13 protein-coding genes and 1 other RNA gene are annotated in these 15,436 nt (G+C 63.0%); 5 read left to right on the top strand and 9 right to left on the bottom strand.

The window, feature by feature from the left end:
- Positions 1-5: 5 nt before the first annotated feature.
- From QTJ18_RS17665 to QTJ18_RS17630, 8 genes are all read right to left on the bottom strand, one after another.
- Entirely contained in the window at positions 6-587 is a 582-nt protein-coding gene (locus QTJ18_RS17665; protein WP_252752713.1) for a 5-formyltetrahydrofolate cyclo-ligase, read from the bottom strand.
- Positions 584-1,813: a hemolysin family protein gene (locus QTJ18_RS17660; protein WP_252752907.1), complete on the bottom strand. Its 1,230-nt coding sequence runs from the start codon at positions 1,811-1,813 to the stop codon at positions 584-586. Before QTJ18_RS17660 ends, QTJ18_RS17665 begins: the two co-directional genes overlap by 4 nt.
- A gap of 334 nt (positions 1,814-2,147) precedes the next feature.
- On the bottom strand, positions 2,148-3,185 hold the full coding sequence (locus tag QTJ18_RS17655; RefSeq protein WP_252752714.1) for a histidine kinase dimerization/phosphoacceptor domain -containing protein: 1,038 nt from the start codon (positions 3,183-3,185) through the stop codon (positions 2,148-2,150).
- A gap of 15 nt (positions 3,186-3,200) precedes the next feature.
- Complete coding sequence (locus QTJ18_RS17650; RefSeq protein ID WP_252752715.1) at positions 3,201-3,638, bottom strand: response regulator; 438 nt, start codon at positions 3,636-3,638, stop codon at positions 3,201-3,203.
- Entirely contained in the window at positions 3,635-5,134 is a 1,500-nt protein-coding gene (locus QTJ18_RS17645; protein ID WP_252752716.1) for a sensor histidine kinase, read from the bottom strand. Before QTJ18_RS17645 ends, QTJ18_RS17650 begins: the two co-directional genes overlap by 4 nt.
- A 214-nt stretch (positions 5,135-5,348) precedes the next feature.
- A non-coding RNA gene (ssrS, locus tag QTJ18_RS17640) (6S RNA) lies at positions 5,349-5,507 on the bottom strand.
- A 263-nt stretch (positions 5,508-5,770) separates the two neighbouring features.
- Complete coding sequence (locus tag QTJ18_RS17635) at positions 5,771-6,148, bottom strand: cell division protein ZapA (protein ID WP_252752717.1); 378 nt, start codon at positions 6,146-6,148, stop codon at positions 5,771-5,773.
- 24 nt (positions 6,149-6,172) lie between these two features.
- Positions 6,173-6,445 carry a DUF4164 domain-containing protein gene (locus QTJ18_RS17630; RefSeq protein ID WP_252752718.1) on the bottom strand — a complete coding sequence of 91 codons (273 nt, stop codon included), beginning with the start codon at positions 6,443-6,445 and terminating at the stop codon, positions 6,173-6,175.
- A gap of 407 nt (positions 6,446-6,852) precedes the next feature.
- Between QTJ18_RS17630 and tkt the strand changes: the two genes are divergently transcribed.
- From tkt to QTJ18_RS17605, 5 genes are all read left to right on the top strand, one after another.
- Positions 6,853-8,826, top strand: coding sequence for a transketolase (tkt, locus tag QTJ18_RS17625; protein ID WP_252752719.1), 1,974 nt, complete (start codon positions 6,853-6,855; stop codon positions 8,824-8,826).
- Between the two features lie 115 nt (positions 8,827-8,941).
- Positions 8,942-9,952, top strand: coding sequence for a type I glyceraldehyde-3-phosphate dehydrogenase (gene gap, locus QTJ18_RS17620; RefSeq protein ID WP_252752720.1), 1,011 nt, complete (start codon positions 8,942-8,944; stop codon positions 9,950-9,952).
- A 591-nt stretch (positions 9,953-10,543) separates the two neighbouring features.
- Positions 10,544-12,448, top strand: coding sequence for a potassium/proton antiporter (locus tag QTJ18_RS17615; protein ID WP_252752721.1), 1,905 nt, complete (start codon positions 10,544-10,546; stop codon positions 12,446-12,448).
- Between the two features lie 77 nt (positions 12,449-12,525).
- Positions 12,526-13,728, top strand: a complete 1,203-nt coding sequence (locus tag QTJ18_RS17610; RefSeq protein WP_252752722.1) for a phosphoglycerate kinase — start codon at positions 12,526-12,528, stop codon at positions 13,726-13,728.
- 232 nt (positions 13,729-13,960) lie between these two features.
- Positions 13,961-14,857: a fructose bisphosphate aldolase gene (locus QTJ18_RS17605; protein ID WP_252752723.1), complete on the top strand. Its 897-nt coding sequence runs from the start codon at positions 13,961-13,963 to the stop codon at positions 14,855-14,857.
- A gap of 347 nt (positions 14,858-15,204) precedes the next feature.
- Here QTJ18_RS17605 and QTJ18_RS17600 read toward each other — a convergent pair whose 3' ends face one another.
- Positions 15,205-15,366, bottom strand: a complete 162-nt coding sequence (locus QTJ18_RS17600; RefSeq protein ID WP_252752724.1) for a hypothetical protein — start codon at positions 15,364-15,366, stop codon at positions 15,205-15,207.
- Between the last annotated feature and the right edge of the window lie 70 nt (positions 15,367-15,436).

Below are 15,436 nucleotides of genomic sequence, written 5' to 3'. Positions count from 1 at the left end.
TGCGATCAAAGGCCCACCCGTCTCAGCCCGCTTTCGGTCAGGATGGCCTGCAGGCGGACGTCGTGAGCTTCTATCGGAACTGATGCCACCTCCTGGCAATCAAAGGCAATGCCAATCAGCTGCGGAAACAGCCCTTTTTTGTGCAGGCGATCGATGGCGCGGTCGTAATAGCCGCCGCCATAGCCGATCCTGTGGCCCTGCGCGTCGAAGGCGGAAAGAGGAACGAGCATCAGATCCGGGTCGAGTTCCGCCGCATCGGGACCGGGACCGAAGGTGCCGAAGCCCATCGGAACCAGGGGGGCGCCCTGCACCAGCTCGCGAAAGAGGATGGTCTGCCGGTCGATGATCACCGGCAGGCACAGGCGCGCGCCGCGCGCTTTCAGCGTGGCCAGCAGAGGGCGGATATCGGCTTCCGAGCGGATGGGCATGAAGCCGGACACGACCGTGCCGGGCTCGAGCGCGAGGGTCGCGGCGCCGTGCTCGCACAGCTTCAGGCTGAGTTCGATGCGCGCGTCTGGCGGCAGGCGATCACGCGCGGCCAGCCTTTCGCCGCGCAGGATCGCCTTGTCGCGCAACACGTCGCTCATGCAGGCTCGACAAGCTTTTCGACGAGAAGCTTGTCGATCCTGCGGCCATCGAGATCGATCACCTCGAAGGACCAGCCGTTCCAGGTAAAGCGCTCGCCGAGTTCCGGAAGGTGCTTCAATTCGTCCAGCACGAAGCCGGCCACGGTTTCATAATCCGGGTCGGGGTTCATGTTGAACCCCATCTGGTGGGCGAATTCGTCGACCGGCATCCAGCCCGCCACCAGGAAGGACCCATCGGCCCGGCGCACGATCGGCGGCTCCTCCACCTCGTCCTCCTGGAACACGCCGGTGATCGCCTCCAGGATATCGCCGGAGGTGATGATGCCTTCGAAATGGCCGTATTCGTCATAGACCAGCACCATCTGGCCCGGCGACTTGCGCAGCGCCTGGATCACGTCCAATGCGCCGGTCAGATCGGACACCACCGGCGCCTCGCGCATGAAACTGCGAATGTCCAGATCCTCGCCGCGGCTCAAGGCTTCATAGGCATCCTTGACGAAGAGGACGCCGACGATTTCGTCGGACGCGCCATTGCGCACCGGCAGGCGGGACCGGTGCGTCTGCCGCAACTGGTCGCGGATCTCCGCGCCATCGTCTTCCAGGTCGATGACCTCCACGTCGCGCCGCGGCGTCATGAGGCCGCGGGCGGTCCGGTCGGCGAGCCGCATCACGCCGGAAATCATGGCGGATTCTTCGGTCTCGATGACGCCGGCACTTTGCGCCTCCGCCAGAACATTGCGGATCTCCTGATCGGTCATCCGCTCCTCGGTCTCGCCCTTCTGGCCGAGCATGGCCAGAACCGCACTGCCCGAGGCATTCAGCAGCCAGACCAGCGGCAAAGCGAGCTTGGACAGAAGCAGCATGGCGGGCGCCACCTTGGCGGCCACCGCTTCCGGGGCGCGCAGCGCGATCTGCTTGGGCACGAGTTCGCCGACGATGAGGGAGAGATAGGTGATGGCGACGACGACGGAGCCCACGCCCAGCCCGTCGGAGAGGCTTTCCGACAGGCCCTGCTGCATCAGCCAGGAGGAGAGGCGGGCGCCGAGCGTGGCGCCGGAGAAGGCGCCCGAGAGAACGCCCACAAGCGTGATGCCGATCTGTACCGTGGAGAGGAAGCGGCCCGGATCCTCGGCCAGGCGCATGGCCAGTGCCGCGCCGCTATTGCCTTCATCGGCAAGGATTTTCAGGCGCACGGTGCGGGAGGAGACGACGGCCAGCTCGGACATGGCCAGGACGCCGTTGAGAAGGGTGAGAAAGACGACAATGAAAATTTCGGTTAACAAAACGCGCTCATCGGTTACCGTCAAGGGCGGGCGCAGAAGACATGCCCGCAATCCCGGATCCTGCACGACCATCGGCCGATCCTGCCTTTGAAACCGTCGCGGCTGCATTGTCTTGCGGCCGCAGGCGAGGCTGACGTTCGCGCCGATACTACCGGTGCGCTCGGCGCAATGCAATCGCGCTCACGCGCATGGCGGGGGAAGAGCCGGTCTTTCGGCGCCGGTTATCAGCAAAGCGCGTGAGGAATGAAGCGGGAGCCTCGGGAAACATGCGACAGCGTCATGTCTCCAGCGAGAGCGTCAATTCGGCCCGCGTACCGGGTAAGCCCGGCGTGTATTCGATGGTCGAGCCGAGGGTGGCGGCCATGGAGCGGATGATGCGGCTGCCAAGGCCGGTTCCCTTGGGCTCGGCATCCGCTCCGGCAAGGCCTATCCCGTCGTCTTCGACCAGGAGTATCGCCGTCTGCGCATCGGGCCGGCGCAGGATCACCCGCACCTCGCCCTCCTGGCCGAGCGGATAGGCATATTTGATCGCATTGGTCAGAAGTTCGGTGACGATCATGCCGACGGAGACTGCACGGTCCGAGGTCAGCGATACGGACTCCGCCTCGAGGCGGATCGTCGGACCCTGATCCTGCATGTTCACCGAGCGCTGCACTTCCTGCACCAGCGTCTCGAGATATTTGTCCATTTCGACATGGCGCACATCGTCGGACGTGTAGAGGCTGCGATGCATGCCGGCGATCGCGGTGATGCGCGCCTGCGTTTCGGACAGCGCCTCGCGCACGGATTCGTCGCGGCTATTGGTGACCTGCAGGCGGATCAGGGCGGCCACCAGGGCAAGACTATTGGCGACGCGGTGGTTGACCTCCGCCAGCAAAACCTCGGCGCGTTCCTTGCCCAGCCGGATTTCCTGGTCGGCCCGCTCCTTCTCGCGCCGCAGTTCGGCCGTGGCGATCGCCTGCCGCAGCGCGTTTTCCATCAGCGACCAGAATTCCTCGCCCACCGTCTTGATCACATAGTCGGAGGCGCCGTTTTTCAGCGCATCGACGGCAATCGTCGCCTCGGAGGATCCGGTCACATAGATGGTGGGGATGCGACAGTCGCGGTCGCTGAACTGCCGCAGGATGTCGAGGCCCGTCTCCGCCTTCAGATAATGATCGAGGACGATCGCGTCGTACCGGCCCTTGTCGAGGGCCTGGAGACAGCTCTCGCCATCCGTCACATGCTCCACGACATAGCCGAGGCGGCCGAGCGACCGCTGGGCCAAACGCCCCAGCGCAACATCGTCATCGACATAGAGGATCGTCTGCGGCATCGGCAAAATGGGCCCTCAGGGAATCTGCATGACGGAGAAGAACAGTCCCAGCTGCCGGATGGCATTGGCGAAGCTGTCGTAATCCACCGGCTTGGTGATATAGACATTGGCGCCGAGATCATAGCAGCGCTGGATTTCCCGCTCGTCATCGGTTGTGGTGAGGATGACCACCGGCAGGCGCTTGGAATGCGGGTTGGACTTCACCTTTTCCAGAATGTCGATGCCCGACATGTCCGGCAGGTTGAGATCGAGCAGGATCAGCATGTAGCGGTTCTGGATCGTGTCGCCGCTGCGATCGGCGCCAAGAATGTAGTCCAGCGCATCATTGCCATTGGTGAAGGGAACGATCTCATTGTTGACGCCGGCGCGCCGGACGTTCTTTTCGATCAGCCGGGCATGGCCCTCATCATCCTCAACCATCACGATCGTGACTTCGCGACCTGCTGCTTTCATGCCCCGTTACTCCTGACATACTGGGAAAGGTCCATCGGCAGGCGAATGATGAAGGTGGAGCCGCCGCCAAGGGTGGAGGTGACGGTAATCTCGCCTCCTAAATTTCTTGCTAATGAGCGAACATGCGCAAGTCCTATGCCTTCGCCGGGACTGTCCTGCTTGCCGGACCGGCGGAAGAGCTCGAAGATCCGCTCGTGATCCTCAGGCGCTATGCCGCGGCCATTATCGGCCACCTCGATGCGCAGCGCCCTGCGCCCGGACATCTGGGCGCGCACCGAGAGCGTCAGCGGGCGGTCGGGATGCTTGTACTTGACGGCATTGTCGAACAGGTTGCCGAAGATCTGCTCCAGCGAAAACCGGTCGGTGACGAGCGAGCGGGCGGCGGCGACGGAAATCGACACTTCGCCGCCGGCTTCGCTCACCTGATGGTTGATGCTGGCGGCGGTCGTTTCCAGCAGGTTCTGAAGATCGATCCGCTCGGGCTTCAGTTCCCGCCGGCCATCCCGGGAGATCTTCAAAATCGCGTTGATCAGCCCATCCATCTTCTTGGTCGAGGAGCGGATGAAGGAGATCGCCTCCGGCAGGTCCTCCTCCACGGCAAGACGCGCCTCGCGGATCTGATCCTCGGTGGGGTTGCGGTCATCGGCAAGCACATAGGCGCTGATCGATTTCAGCGTCTGCTCCAATTCGCTGGTGAAGCCCATGATATTGACCAGCGGCGCGCGCAGATCGTGGCTGACGATATAGGCATAGCGCTGGATCTCACGATTGGCCTGGATCAGGTCGTCGGTCCGCTCGTTGACCCGCTCTTCGAGGCTGGCATTCAGCTCCTCCACCTCGTGATGGGCGGCAAACAGCGCCTTCACATGCTGGGCGACGATCAGGATCGCGCCGCCGACGACGATCAGGATGACGAGGCCGCCGCCGATCGTGAACCATTGCAGCGCACCGGCCGTGTCGCGCAGATCCTGGACGCCAATATTCAGCCTTGCGTCGAGGTCGCGGATCATCGTCACCAGCAGCGTGCTGATATCGTCCATGATCTCGCGGCCGCTGGAGGCGCTGACGATCGCGACCGCCTGGGCGAATTCGCCGCGTTCCGCCATGGCGACGGTCTCGCGCAGTTCGGCAAGCTTGCTGTCGAGAAGCGTGTTCAACTGATCGATGGGAAAGCTCACCGCCGTCTGTTGCGCATAGGCATCCTGCAGGCGCTCGCGCTGCTTCTGCATGCCTCCTGCGGCGGCGGTATAGGGGTCGAGAAAGGCCCGGTCGCGCGTCAGAAGATAGCCGCGCTGGCCGGATTCGGCGGCGCGCAGGTACAGCATCATGTCCGAAGACGCGGCGCGGAGTTCGCGCAACCGCACCACCTCGCCGAAATAGCTCTGCGTCGTGCGCGCCAGAATGACGGAAGAGACGACGATAGCGCTCAGAACGGCAGCCCCCACGAGAAGCATGAGAAGCGACGAGCGGGCAAATCTTGTATTTGAAAACGGCATGAATGTTGAACCCGGACCCCGACCGGAAATTGGGTCGCGCCGCTGCGATGTCAAGAGAAACACCGGCAAGCCTGACGAGTGCAGGCCGGAAAGAGCCGTCGGACCGGGCCAGCGGCGAGTGGCCAGAAGCGAGTGGCCAGGAGAGGGAGGGGCAAAAGGAGAAGAGGCCAGGGATTTCCCGGCCCAGGCCTGAGCAGGTCTCAGGGTAGAAGAGGTGCGATCCACGGCGACCGATGGAGATTTACGATCCTGGGTGCCTACAAACGTAGGTGGGCGCCATATGTCCAAGCCCACGGGCCTGGTCAGGGACAGCTCCCTTTGGATCGAGTATGGCCCCAGGGATTGTGGTTCCTGTCGGGAAGCGCAGACCGCAATCGGAATATAGGTGATCCGCATCGCCTGCGCCAGAGGCAAGCACATGCATTTCGCAAGCCGTGACGATCTGCAAGGGTTCAGGTCGCGCCGGGCTGGGGTCAAACCTCAATCAGGTTCCGGATGCGGCCGCGGGATCTATCGGCAAATGGCCCTGTTTGGCATCCGGACGCCTTGGAAGGGGGGCGGCCCTTCCTGCGCCTTCGCTCCTGAAACCAAGCCGGTTCCCGCAAACCAGTTCTAAGCCCTGAATGACAACAGAGCCTAGTTTGCGGGCGTCTGCGAACGGGCGTTCAACTTGGCGGTGATCCCGGTCAGACGGGCGGTCAGCTCGCCCAGTGCATCGACCATGGCGGCCTGATTTTTCTGCTGCGCAGCGGCGGCGCCGTCCTGCAGGCCGCGCAGGCTCTCCACCTCCCGCTCCAGCGCCGCAAGGCGGCGATTGGTTTCGGAAAGCTCGTCCATGACCATGATGCCGGCCATGACCGTGACGCGCAGATCGCCGATCTCGCCGAACTGGCTCTTCAGGTGCCCCACATAGCGGTCAAAGCTGCCCGCCAGCTCTTCCAGATGGGTTTCCTGACCCTCTTCGCAGGCCATGCGATAGGCCTTGCCGTCGATCGTCACCGTCACCTGCGCCATGCCTCAAGCCTGTCCTTCCACGCATTATCGGTCGAGCACGGCGCGGATCGTCTCCATCGCCGTCACCAGCCGCCGGGAAACCTCCCGGTTCACTTCCTCCAGCCGGTTGGCCCTGAACTCCGACTGGTCGAGTTCCTGGGCAAGGCGGGCCCTGTCGGCGTGAACGCGGCGCACCTCGCCCTCGACATCGCTGGCTTCGCGCTGGCGCTCCATCCGGGCGTCGACAGCACTTTCGAGGCCGTTGACGGCCGCCTTGAGTTCCAGAATCGCTGCGTCTATGGTCTTTTCCACCGGCATCCCGCTGGTATTCGGTTGCGGACAGGCATGTCGCGAATCGCGCAACACCGCCTGCCATGTCTGCCGGTCACCCTATGCGGGGGACTGCAGGTGGTCAATAAAGTGAGGCTGCTGCCCGGCGCGCTAACTGTGGATCGCGTTCGGCGACTGGATCAGGCGGCGACGCAACCGGGCCTTGTCCAGACCCCTCGCCATGGCTCTGGTCCGGAGCCTCGTCTGGCCAGGGCCCCGGGTCTGCCTAGGTTCCTGCCAAGGTTGCGACCACGATTGCGACTGTGGTCGCGGCTCTGCTTGCGGTGCCTTTTGTTGACTTGGCCGTTGCACCTGCTAAGGATCAGCCGCGCCTCACCTGGTCTTCCGGCTAAGGCCCGGAGGCCGTGATTGACACCGAACATAGCGGACTAGCCATGACCTCTCGCGAAAAACATAACCGGATGGCGAATGCGATCCGTTTCCTCTCGATGGATGCTGTCGAGAAGGCGAATTCCGGCCATCCTGGCCTGCCCATGGGCGCCGCCGATGTCGCCACGGTTCTCTTCAGCCGCTATCTGAAATTCGATCCGAAGAACCCGCTCTGGGCCGATCGCGACCGTTTTGTGCTCTCCGCCGGCCATGGCTCGATGCTCCTCTATTCGCTGCTCTATCTGACCGGCTACGAGGACATGACGATCGAAGATATCAAGCAGTTCCGCCAGCTGGGTTCGAAGACCGCCGGCCATCCGGAATACGGCCATGTCTCGGGCATCGAGACCACCACCGGCCCGCTGGGGCAGGGGGTTGCCAATGCCGTCGGCATGGCGATTGCCGAACGCAAGCTTTCCGAGGAATTCGGAGCCGATCTGCAGAACCATTTCACCTATGCGCTGGTGGGCGATGGCTGCCTGATGGAGGGCATCAGCCAGGAAGCGATCGCGCTGGCCGGCCACCTGAAGCTCAACAAGCTCGTGGTCTTCTGGGACAATAACAGCATCACCATCGACGGCGCCGTCTCCCTGTCGGATTCGACGGATCAGATCGCCCGCTTCAAGTCGGTCCACTGGAACACGATCGAGATCGACGGCCATGACCCGGACGCGATCGCTGCCGCGATCGAGCAGGCGCAGAGCTCCGACCGCCCGACCTTCATCGCCGCCAAGACGGTGATCGGTTTCGGCGCGCCCAACAAGCAGGGCACCCATAAAGTGCATGGTTCGCCGCTCGGCGCAGAGGAAATCGCTGCCGCCCGCAAGGCGCTGAACTGGGACGCCGAAGCCTTCACGGTTCCGGCCGATGTGCTGGATGCCTGGCGCCTCGTCGGCCTGCGCTCCACCAAGGCCCGCAAGGAATGGGAAGCGCGCCTGTCCGCTTCGGAACACCGCGCCGAATTCGTGCGGCGGTTTGCCGGCGACCTGCCGGGCGGCTTCGACAGCGCGATCGACGCCTTCAAGCGCAAGATTGCCGCCAATCCGCCGACGGTCGCCACCCGCAAGGCGTCCGAGGACGTGCTGGAGGTCGTCAACGGTCTTCTGCCGGAGACCCTTGGCGGCTCGGCCGACCTGACGCCGTCCAACAATACCAAGACCAGCCAGATGAAGGCGATCACGCCGACCGACTTTTCCGGCCGCTACATGCATTGGGGCATCCGCGAACATGCCACGGCTGCGGCGATGAACGGCATTGCTTTGCATGGCGGCCTTATTCCCTATTCCGGCGGCTTCCTGATCTTTTCCGATTATTGCCGCCCCTCGGTCCGCCTCGCGGCCCTCATGGGCATCCGCGTCGTGCATGTCTGGACGCATGATTCGATCGGCGTCGGCGAAGACGGGCCGACCCACCAGCCTGTCGAGCATGTGGCGGCATTGCGGGCCATTCCGAACCTGCTGCTCTTCCGCCCGGCCGATGAAGTGGAAACGGCCGAGTGCTGGCAGCTGGCGCTGAAATCCAAGCATCGCCCGTCCGGCCTGGCGCTGACGCGCCAGAACCTGACGCCGGTGCGCAAGGAATATGAGGAAAAGAACCTCAGCGCCTACGGTGCCTACGAGCTGATCTCGTCCAGCGATGCGAAGGTCTCGATCTTCGCCTCCGGGTCGGAAGTCGAAATCGCGGTCAAGGCTGCCGAAATGCTGGAAGGCAAGGGAATCGCCACTCGCGTCGTATCGGTGCCTTGCGTCGAACTCTTCTTCGAGCAGACGGAGGATTACCGCGAGGCGATCCTCGGATCCTCGCCGGTCAAGATCGCCGTCGAAGCGGCCGTCCGCGAGGGCTGGGATGCCTTCATCGGCAGCGATGGCGCCTTTGTCGGCATGAAGTCCTTCGGCGCCTCCGGCCCGGCCAAGGACTTGTACAAGCATTTCGGAATCACTGCCGAAGCCGTGGTCGCTGCGGCGCAGGCCAAGCTCTGATCCGGTCTGGGGGCGCCGCGGGCCGGCGCTCCACCTAGTGCCCATGTCTCCGACGAAGCCAAGAACTTCAGAAGAACCCACGTCAAAAGAGCCCATATCAAGGGAGTAGTTTAAAATGACAGTCAAGGTTGCCATCAACGGCTTCGGCCGCATCGGCCGCAACGTCCTGCGCGCCATCGTGGAGTCCGGCCGCACCGATATCGAAGTGGTCGCGATCAACGATCTGGGTCCCGTCGAAACCAATGCGCATCTGCTGCGCTACGATTCGATCCACGGCAAATTCCCGGCCGATGTGAAGGTTGAGGGCGACACGATCGTCGTGGGTGGCGGCAAGCCCATCAAGGTCACCGCCATCAAGGATCCTGCCACGCTTCCGCATGGCGAACTCGGCGTCGATATTGCCATGGAGTGCACGGGCATCTTCACGGCGCGCGACAAGGCAGCCGCCCATCTGACAGCCGGTGCCAAGCGCGTCATCGTATCGGCTCCGGCCGATGGCGCCGACCTGACCGTCGTCTTCGGCGTCAACCATGACAAGCTGACGAAGGATCACCTGGTCATCTCCAACGCCTCCTGCACCACCAACTGCCTCGTGCCGGTGGTGAAGGTGCTGAACGACTCGATCGGCATCGATCATGGCTTCATGACCACGATCCACTCCTATACCGGCGACCAGCCGACCCTCGACACCATGCACAAGGATCTCTATCGCGCCCGTGCTGCGGCGCTCTCGATGATCCCGACCTCCACCGGTGCCGCCAAGGCCGTCGGCCTGGTTCTGCCCGAACTGAAGGGCAAACTGGACGGGACCTCGATCCGCGTGCCGACCCCGAATGTCTCGGTTGTCGACTTCAAGTTCGTGGCCAAGAAGACCACGTCGAAGGAAGAAGTGAACGAAGCCATCATGTCCGCCTCGAACGGCGCGCTGAAGGGCATTCTCGGCTATACCGACGAGCCGCTCGTCAGCCGCGACTTCAACCATGACAGCCATTCGTCGATCTTCGCGCTCGACCAGACCAAGGTGCTGGAAGGCAATTTCGTGCGCATCCTGACCTGGTACGACAATGAATGGGGCTTCTCCAACCGGATGTCCGACACCGCGGTCGCTTTCGCCAAGACGATCTGACGCGTATTCGGCGACGCCTCCCGGCGTCGATCAGTGCAGAGGGGCGGTCGGATCATCCGGCCGCCTTTTGCGTTCAACAAGGCCGCCGCGTCTTTTGCTGTTTTCGCTCTCTCCCCGCTCTCCCCGCTCTCTCCTGGCTCTTTCGCCGCGGCGCTTCGCGCCGCCTCGGCGCCTCAACGCATTTTTGCCGGATAAAATCCGGTCCGGGCGGATCTTCTTCGCAAAGCTTGGCCGCTTGCCCTTCTCTTGCCGGATTCAAACAGGTCTAATAGGCGCACCACCTGATTCCCGCCTCCCGGTCCCGTCTCTGCTTGGCACTATCCCCGTTTCTCCTCCCGTGCGGGGCCTTGGAAGAGGACTTCCGGCGGCAGGCAAGGGCCCTCTGTCGGCCTTATGGCCAACACCGGCAGGGCCCGGCGCCGATGATGGGCCGAGACGTTCGGACTAGACGTTCGGACTAGACGTTCGGCCTAAACGTTCGGCCTAGACGCTGGGCCTAGACGCCGGGCGCAGATGACGGGCACGGGCGGCGGAACGAGACGACCAGGCCGGAGGGTTTCCGGCCATATATAGATTGGAAAGGGCCGGAGCTTGGACGCGTTTTATCTCATCGTGTTGGTCTGCACGATCCTGGTCCTGGTCTCTGCCTTCTCCAGCCTGCTCGCCTTCCGCTTCGGCGCACCCCTGCTTCTCGTCTTCCTGATGATCGGGCTTCTGGCGGGGGTGGACGGGATCGGCATCGCCTTCAGCAATTTTCCGCTCGCCTATATGCTGGGATCGCTGGCGCTTGCCGTCATCCTGTTCGATTCGGGCTTCGGCACCTCGCTCCATTCGTTCCGGATCGCCGCTCTGCCGGCCATCACCATGGCATCGCTCGGCGTGGTGCTGACGGCGGCCATTTTCGCGGTTGCCGCATCGCTGCTGCTCGGCATGAGCTGGCTCGAAGGCATGCTGCTCGGATCGATCGTCGCCTCCACCGATGCGGCGGCCGTCTTCTTCCTGCTGCGCATCGGCGGCATTCATATTCGCGACAAGGTCCGCTCGACGCTGGAAGTGGAATCCGGCACCAATGATCCGATGGCCGTTTTCCTGACCATCGCGCTGGTGGAGCTGATCAGCTCCGGGCAGGGCACCAGCGGCTTCAACCTCGAGCTGCTGGCCATGTTCGTCAAGCAGATGGGGCTTGGCGGCCTGCTGGGCCTGCTCGGCGGCATCATGATCGTCAATGTGCTGAACCGCCTGCCCGTCGATCGCGGCCTGGCGCCGATCTTCGTGCTGGCGCTGGCGCTTCTCGTCTTCTCCTTCACCGGGGCCGTCGGCGGGAGCGGCTTCCTGGCAGTCTATGTCGCCGGCATTTATGCGGGCAACCGCAAGATTTTCGCCAAGGAGGCGATCAGCCGCTTCCAGGACGGCATGACCTGGCTGTCGCAGATCATCATGTTCCTGGTGCTCGGGCTTCTCGCGACGCCGTCCGAATTCCCGTCCATCCTCCTGCCGGCCATCGGGCTTGCGCTTTTCCTGATCTTCGTCGCCCGCCCCATCGCCGTCTGGCTCAGCCTCCTGCCTTTCGATTTCACGCAGCAGGAGATCGGCTTCGTCGCCTGGGTTGGCCTTCGCGGCGCCGTCTCGGTGCTGCTCGGCATCATGCCGATCCTGGGCGGGATCGATCAGTCGCATGTCTATTTCAACAGTGCCTTCATCATCGTCCTCGTTTCGCTGCTCGTCCAGGGCTGGACGATCAAGCCGGTGGCAGAGCGGCTCGGCCTCATCATTCCGCCGCGGATCGGCGAGGTCGACAAGGTGGAGCTGGATCTGCCGGGCCGCGCCAATCACGAGCTGATCTCCTACCGCGTCATCAAGGACAGCCCGGTCCTGCGCGGCGAGCGCATTCCCCGCTGGGCAGCGCCTTCTCTGGTCATCCGCGATGGCCGCAGCATGCGCTATCAATATGCGGGGCGGCTGCGGGAGAATGACCAGGTCTATCTCTTCATTGCGCCGGGCTATTCCCGCCTTCTCGACCGCCTTTTCGCCAGCCGGGCGCCTGTGGACGAGGATGATGCGGATTTCTTCGGCGCCTTCGCCATTTCTCCGGCGCGGCCCGCCCGCGAGCTGGATGCCGCCTACGGCCCCGGCCTCTTGTCTGTTGCCGAGCAGGCGATGAGTATAGGCGACCTGATGACGCATCGCCTCGGCGGACGGGCCGAATATGCCGATCGCGTCCGGCTCGGCTCGATCATCCTCATCGTGCGCGAACTCGACGAACACGATCACGTCAAATCCGTGGGCATATCGCTCGAGCCGGTGGAGCCGGCGACGCGCCTGCCGATCTTCATCAATATGCGCGAAATCGCCCACCGCCTGCGCGATACCTTGCGCCGCTGGCGCGGCCGCTCGGCAAGTGCCGCACAGGCCCCGGCTCAGGCCCCGACCCAGTCCCCGACCCAGGCACCGGCGGAGGCACCGGCAGAGGCTTCCGATCCTGAAAAACCCGTCTGACCGCCTTGCGCCGGCGGTCAGGTTGAGTATGGTCCGCAACGGAATTCAAGACGTCAACGACAGAACGGATCACGATCATGCCGGCCTTCAAAACCCTCGATGACCTTCACGATATTGCAGGCAAGCGCGTTCTCGTCCGCGTCGACCTGAACGTGCCCGTCTCGGACGGGGCGGTGACGGATACCACGCGCATCGAGCGCGTGGCGCCGACCATCATGGAGCTGTCCGGCAAGGGCGCCAAGGTGATCCTGCTGGCGCATTTCGGCCGGCCGAAGGGCAAGCCGGTGGCCGACATGTCCCTGAAGCTGATCGCGCCGGCGGTGGAAGAGGTGCTCGATCACGCCGTGCTCTTTGCCGGCGACTGCATCGGCGAGACGGCGGCTGCCGAAATCGCGCAGATGCAGAATGGCGATATCCTGCTCCTGGAAAATACCCGCTTCCATGCCGGCGAAGAAAAGAACGATGCCGACTTCACGCAGGCGCTGGCGGCCAATGGCGACCTCTATGTCAATGACGCCTTTTCCGCCGCCCACCGTGCCCATGCCTCGACGGAAGGTCTTGCCCATCATCTGCCGGCCTATGCCGGCCGCACCATGCAGGCGGAACTGGAAGCGCTGGAAAAGGGTCTCGGCAAGCCTGCCCGCCCGGTCGTGGCCATTGTCGGCGGGGCGAAGGTGTCCACCAAGATCGATCTCTTGATGAACCTGGTCAAGAAGGTCGATGCGCTGGTCATCGGCGGCGGCATGGCCAATACATTCATCGCCGCCCGCGGCACCAATGTCGGCAAGTCGCTCTGCGAGCATGATCTTGCCGAAACGGCCAAGCAGATCATGATCGAGGCAGCCAGCGCCCAATGCGCCATCATCCTGCCGGTGGACGGCGTTGTTGCCCGCGAGTTCAAGGCGGGCGCCGCCAATGAGGTGGTCGATATCGGGGCGATCCCTGCCGATGCCATGGTGCTCGATGTCGGGCCGAAATCCATCGACGCCATCAATGACTGGATCAGCCGCGCCCATACGCTGGTGTGGAACGGGCCGCTCGGCGCCTTCGAGATCGAACCCTTCGATGCCGCCACCGTGGCGGCCGCAAAACATGCCGCCGAACGCACGAAAGCCGGCCAGCTCGTTTCCGTCGCCGGCGGCGGCGATACGGTCGCAGCGCTCAACCACGCCGGCGTGGCCGATGATTTCTCCTACGTATCCACCGCCGGCGGGGCTTTCCTCGAATGGATGGAAGGCAAGGAATTGCCGGGTGTCGCCGTGCTCTCGAAAGTCGGCTGATCGCCCCCACAGTGGGCGGTCTCGGAAAAAATCGGAGCGCAGCTATATAGACCGCTGCGCTCTCGCGTAAATCGCCCTAAACTCTTTTTCGATATTTTAAACGATTGAAAAAAATTCAATCGTTTCAAGCCCTAAGTGTAGGATTTCCCTTTAAAAAAACTTCTGTTATCCGCCGTTGATAATCGCCGCATATCATGGCGGGAGCGCCAATTTCACGGACAGGAGTGTAAGCATGGGGGACGCCAAGATGTTGGACAAGATGAGGTCTGCGCCGGGGTTCATTGCGGCGCTGGATCAGAGCGGTGGTTCAACACCTGGTGCGCTGCGGCTGTATGGGGTTTCCGAATCCGATTATACGGATGAGGAGGATATGTTCCGCCAGATGCATGCCATGCGGGTGCGCATCATGAAGGCGCCCGCCTTCACCGGCGACAAGGTCATCGGCGCGATCCTGTTCGAGCGCACGATGGATGGCGATGTGGATGGCCAGGCCGTCCCGGCCTTCCTCTGGGAAAAGCGCGGCGTCGTGCCGTTCCTCAAGGTCGACAAGGGCCTGAATGCCGAAGAGAACGGCGTGCAGACCATGAAGGCCATGCCGGATCTGGATGCGCTTCTGATCCGCGGCCGCGAGAAGGGGATCTTCGGAACCAAGATGCGCTCCGTGATCGCGCAGGCCGACAGGGCAGGGATTGCAGCGGTCGTCGAGCAGCAGTTCGAGGTGGCGCGGCAGATCATCGGCCAGGGCCTGATGCCGATCATCGAGCCGGAAGTCTCGATCAAGAGCCCGACCAAAGAGCAGGCCGAGGCAATTCTGCGCGACGAGATCGCCAACCGGCTGGACAAGCTTCCCGCGGGCGAGACCGTCATGCTCAAGCTGACCATACCGACGGTGGCCGATGTCTATGCGCCGCTGGTGGCCCATTCATCCGTCGTACGCCTCGTGGCGCTGTCCGGCGGCTATAGCACCGCCGAAGCCTGCGAGAAGCTGAAGCGCAATCACGGCATGATCGCCAGCTTTTCGCGTGGCCTCACCGAGGGCCTGCGCGTGTCGATGAGCGATGCCGAGTTCAACGCGAGCATCGCCCAGACGATCGACCAGATCTACGACGCCAGCGTCAACAAGACGTAAGACCGCGAAAGGCGGTAGGCAGTAGGCAGTAGGCAATAGGCATTAGGCAATAGGCAATAGGCAGTAGGCAGTAGGCAGTAGGCAGTAGGCAGTAGGCAGTAGGCAGTAGGCAGTAGGCAATAGAGATGAGCGAATAGTGAGTAGGGAATAGCGAATAGTTGAAGAGCGACCGCCTCTTTCATACTCGCTGTGGCTACCGGCTATTGCCTGTTGCCTGTTCGCTACTGCCCATTGCCCATTGCCTATTGCCTATTGCCTACTGCCTGTTCACTACTCGCTACTGCCTACTGCCTACTGCCTACTGCCTACTGCCTATTGCCTATTGCCTGTTCACTATCCGCTGCTCGTCAGAGAAAATCGCGCGCCAGGAGCGTGACGGCCCAGAGCACGAGGGCCAGGAGGGCGAGCTTCCAGAAGTCGGCGCGGCGGCGCAGGCCCGGCCAGCCGAGCGGTTTGATGATCTGCACGATCATCGCCAGGAGAAGCAGAAGGCCGATGAGTTTTGTCATGATTTTCCTGTCGCTTGCGCCGCTCAGCCACAGGCTGGACATTTTTTGAGGTCACCACAGATACCCGTCA

Origin of the sequence: Rhizobium sp. SSA_523 (genome assembly GCF_030435705.1) — a bacterium.
Lineage (GTDB): Bacteria > Pseudomonadota > Alphaproteobacteria > Rhizobiales > Rhizobiaceae > Neorhizobium.
The sequence above is the reverse complement of the archived record's forward strand: the minus strand, read 5'-3'. Positions and strand labels throughout refer to the sequence as shown.

What these genes read in the sequence shown, in the direction of transcription:
- QTJ18_RS17655 (WP_252752714.1), bottom strand. Translation starts at nt 3,185, where the DNA reads ATGCCGCAGACGATCCTCTATGTCGATGACGATGTTGCGCTGGGGCGT.
- gap (WP_252752720.1), top strand. Translation starts at nt 8,942, where the DNA reads ATGACAGTCAAGGTTGCCATCAACGGCTTCGGCCGCATCGGCCGCAAC.
- QTJ18_RS17660 (WP_252752907.1), bottom strand. Translation starts at nt 1,813, where the DNA reads ATGTCCGAGCTGGCCGTCGTCTCCTCCCGCACCGTGCGCCTGAAAATC.
- QTJ18_RS17665 (WP_252752713.1), bottom strand. Translation starts at nt 587, where the DNA reads ATGAGCGACGTGTTGCGCGACAAGGCGATCCTGCGCGGCGAAAGGCTG.
- QTJ18_RS17650 (WP_252752715.1), bottom strand. Translation starts at nt 3,638, where the DNA reads ATGAAAGCAGCAGGTCGCGAAGTCACGATCGTGATGGTTGAGGATGAT.
- QTJ18_RS17610 (WP_252752722.1), top strand. Translation starts at nt 12,526, where the DNA reads ATGCCGGCCTTCAAAACCCTCGATGACCTTCACGATATTGCAGGCAAG.
- QTJ18_RS17605 (WP_252752723.1), top strand. Translation starts at nt 13,961, where the DNA reads ATGGGGGACGCCAAGATGTTGGACAAGATGAGGTCTGCGCCGGGGTTC.
- QTJ18_RS17630 (WP_252752718.1), bottom strand. Translation starts at nt 6,445, where the DNA reads ATGCCGGTGGAAAAGACCATAGACGCAGCGATTCTGGAACTCAAGGCG.
- QTJ18_RS17645 (WP_252752716.1), bottom strand. Translation starts at nt 5,134, where the DNA reads ATGCCGTTTTCAAATACAAGATTTGCCCGCTCGTCGCTTCTCATGCTT.
- QTJ18_RS17635 (WP_252752717.1), bottom strand. Translation starts at nt 6,148, where the DNA reads ATGGCGCAGGTGACGGTGACGATCGACGGCAAGGCCTATCGCATGGCC.
- QTJ18_RS17600 (WP_252752724.1), bottom strand. Translation starts at nt 15,366, where the DNA reads ATGACAAAACTCATCGGCCTTCTGCTTCTCCTGGCGATGATCGTGCAG.
- tkt (WP_252752719.1), top strand. Translation starts at nt 6,853, where the DNA reads ATGACCTCTCGCGAAAAACATAACCGGATGGCGAATGCGATCCGTTTC.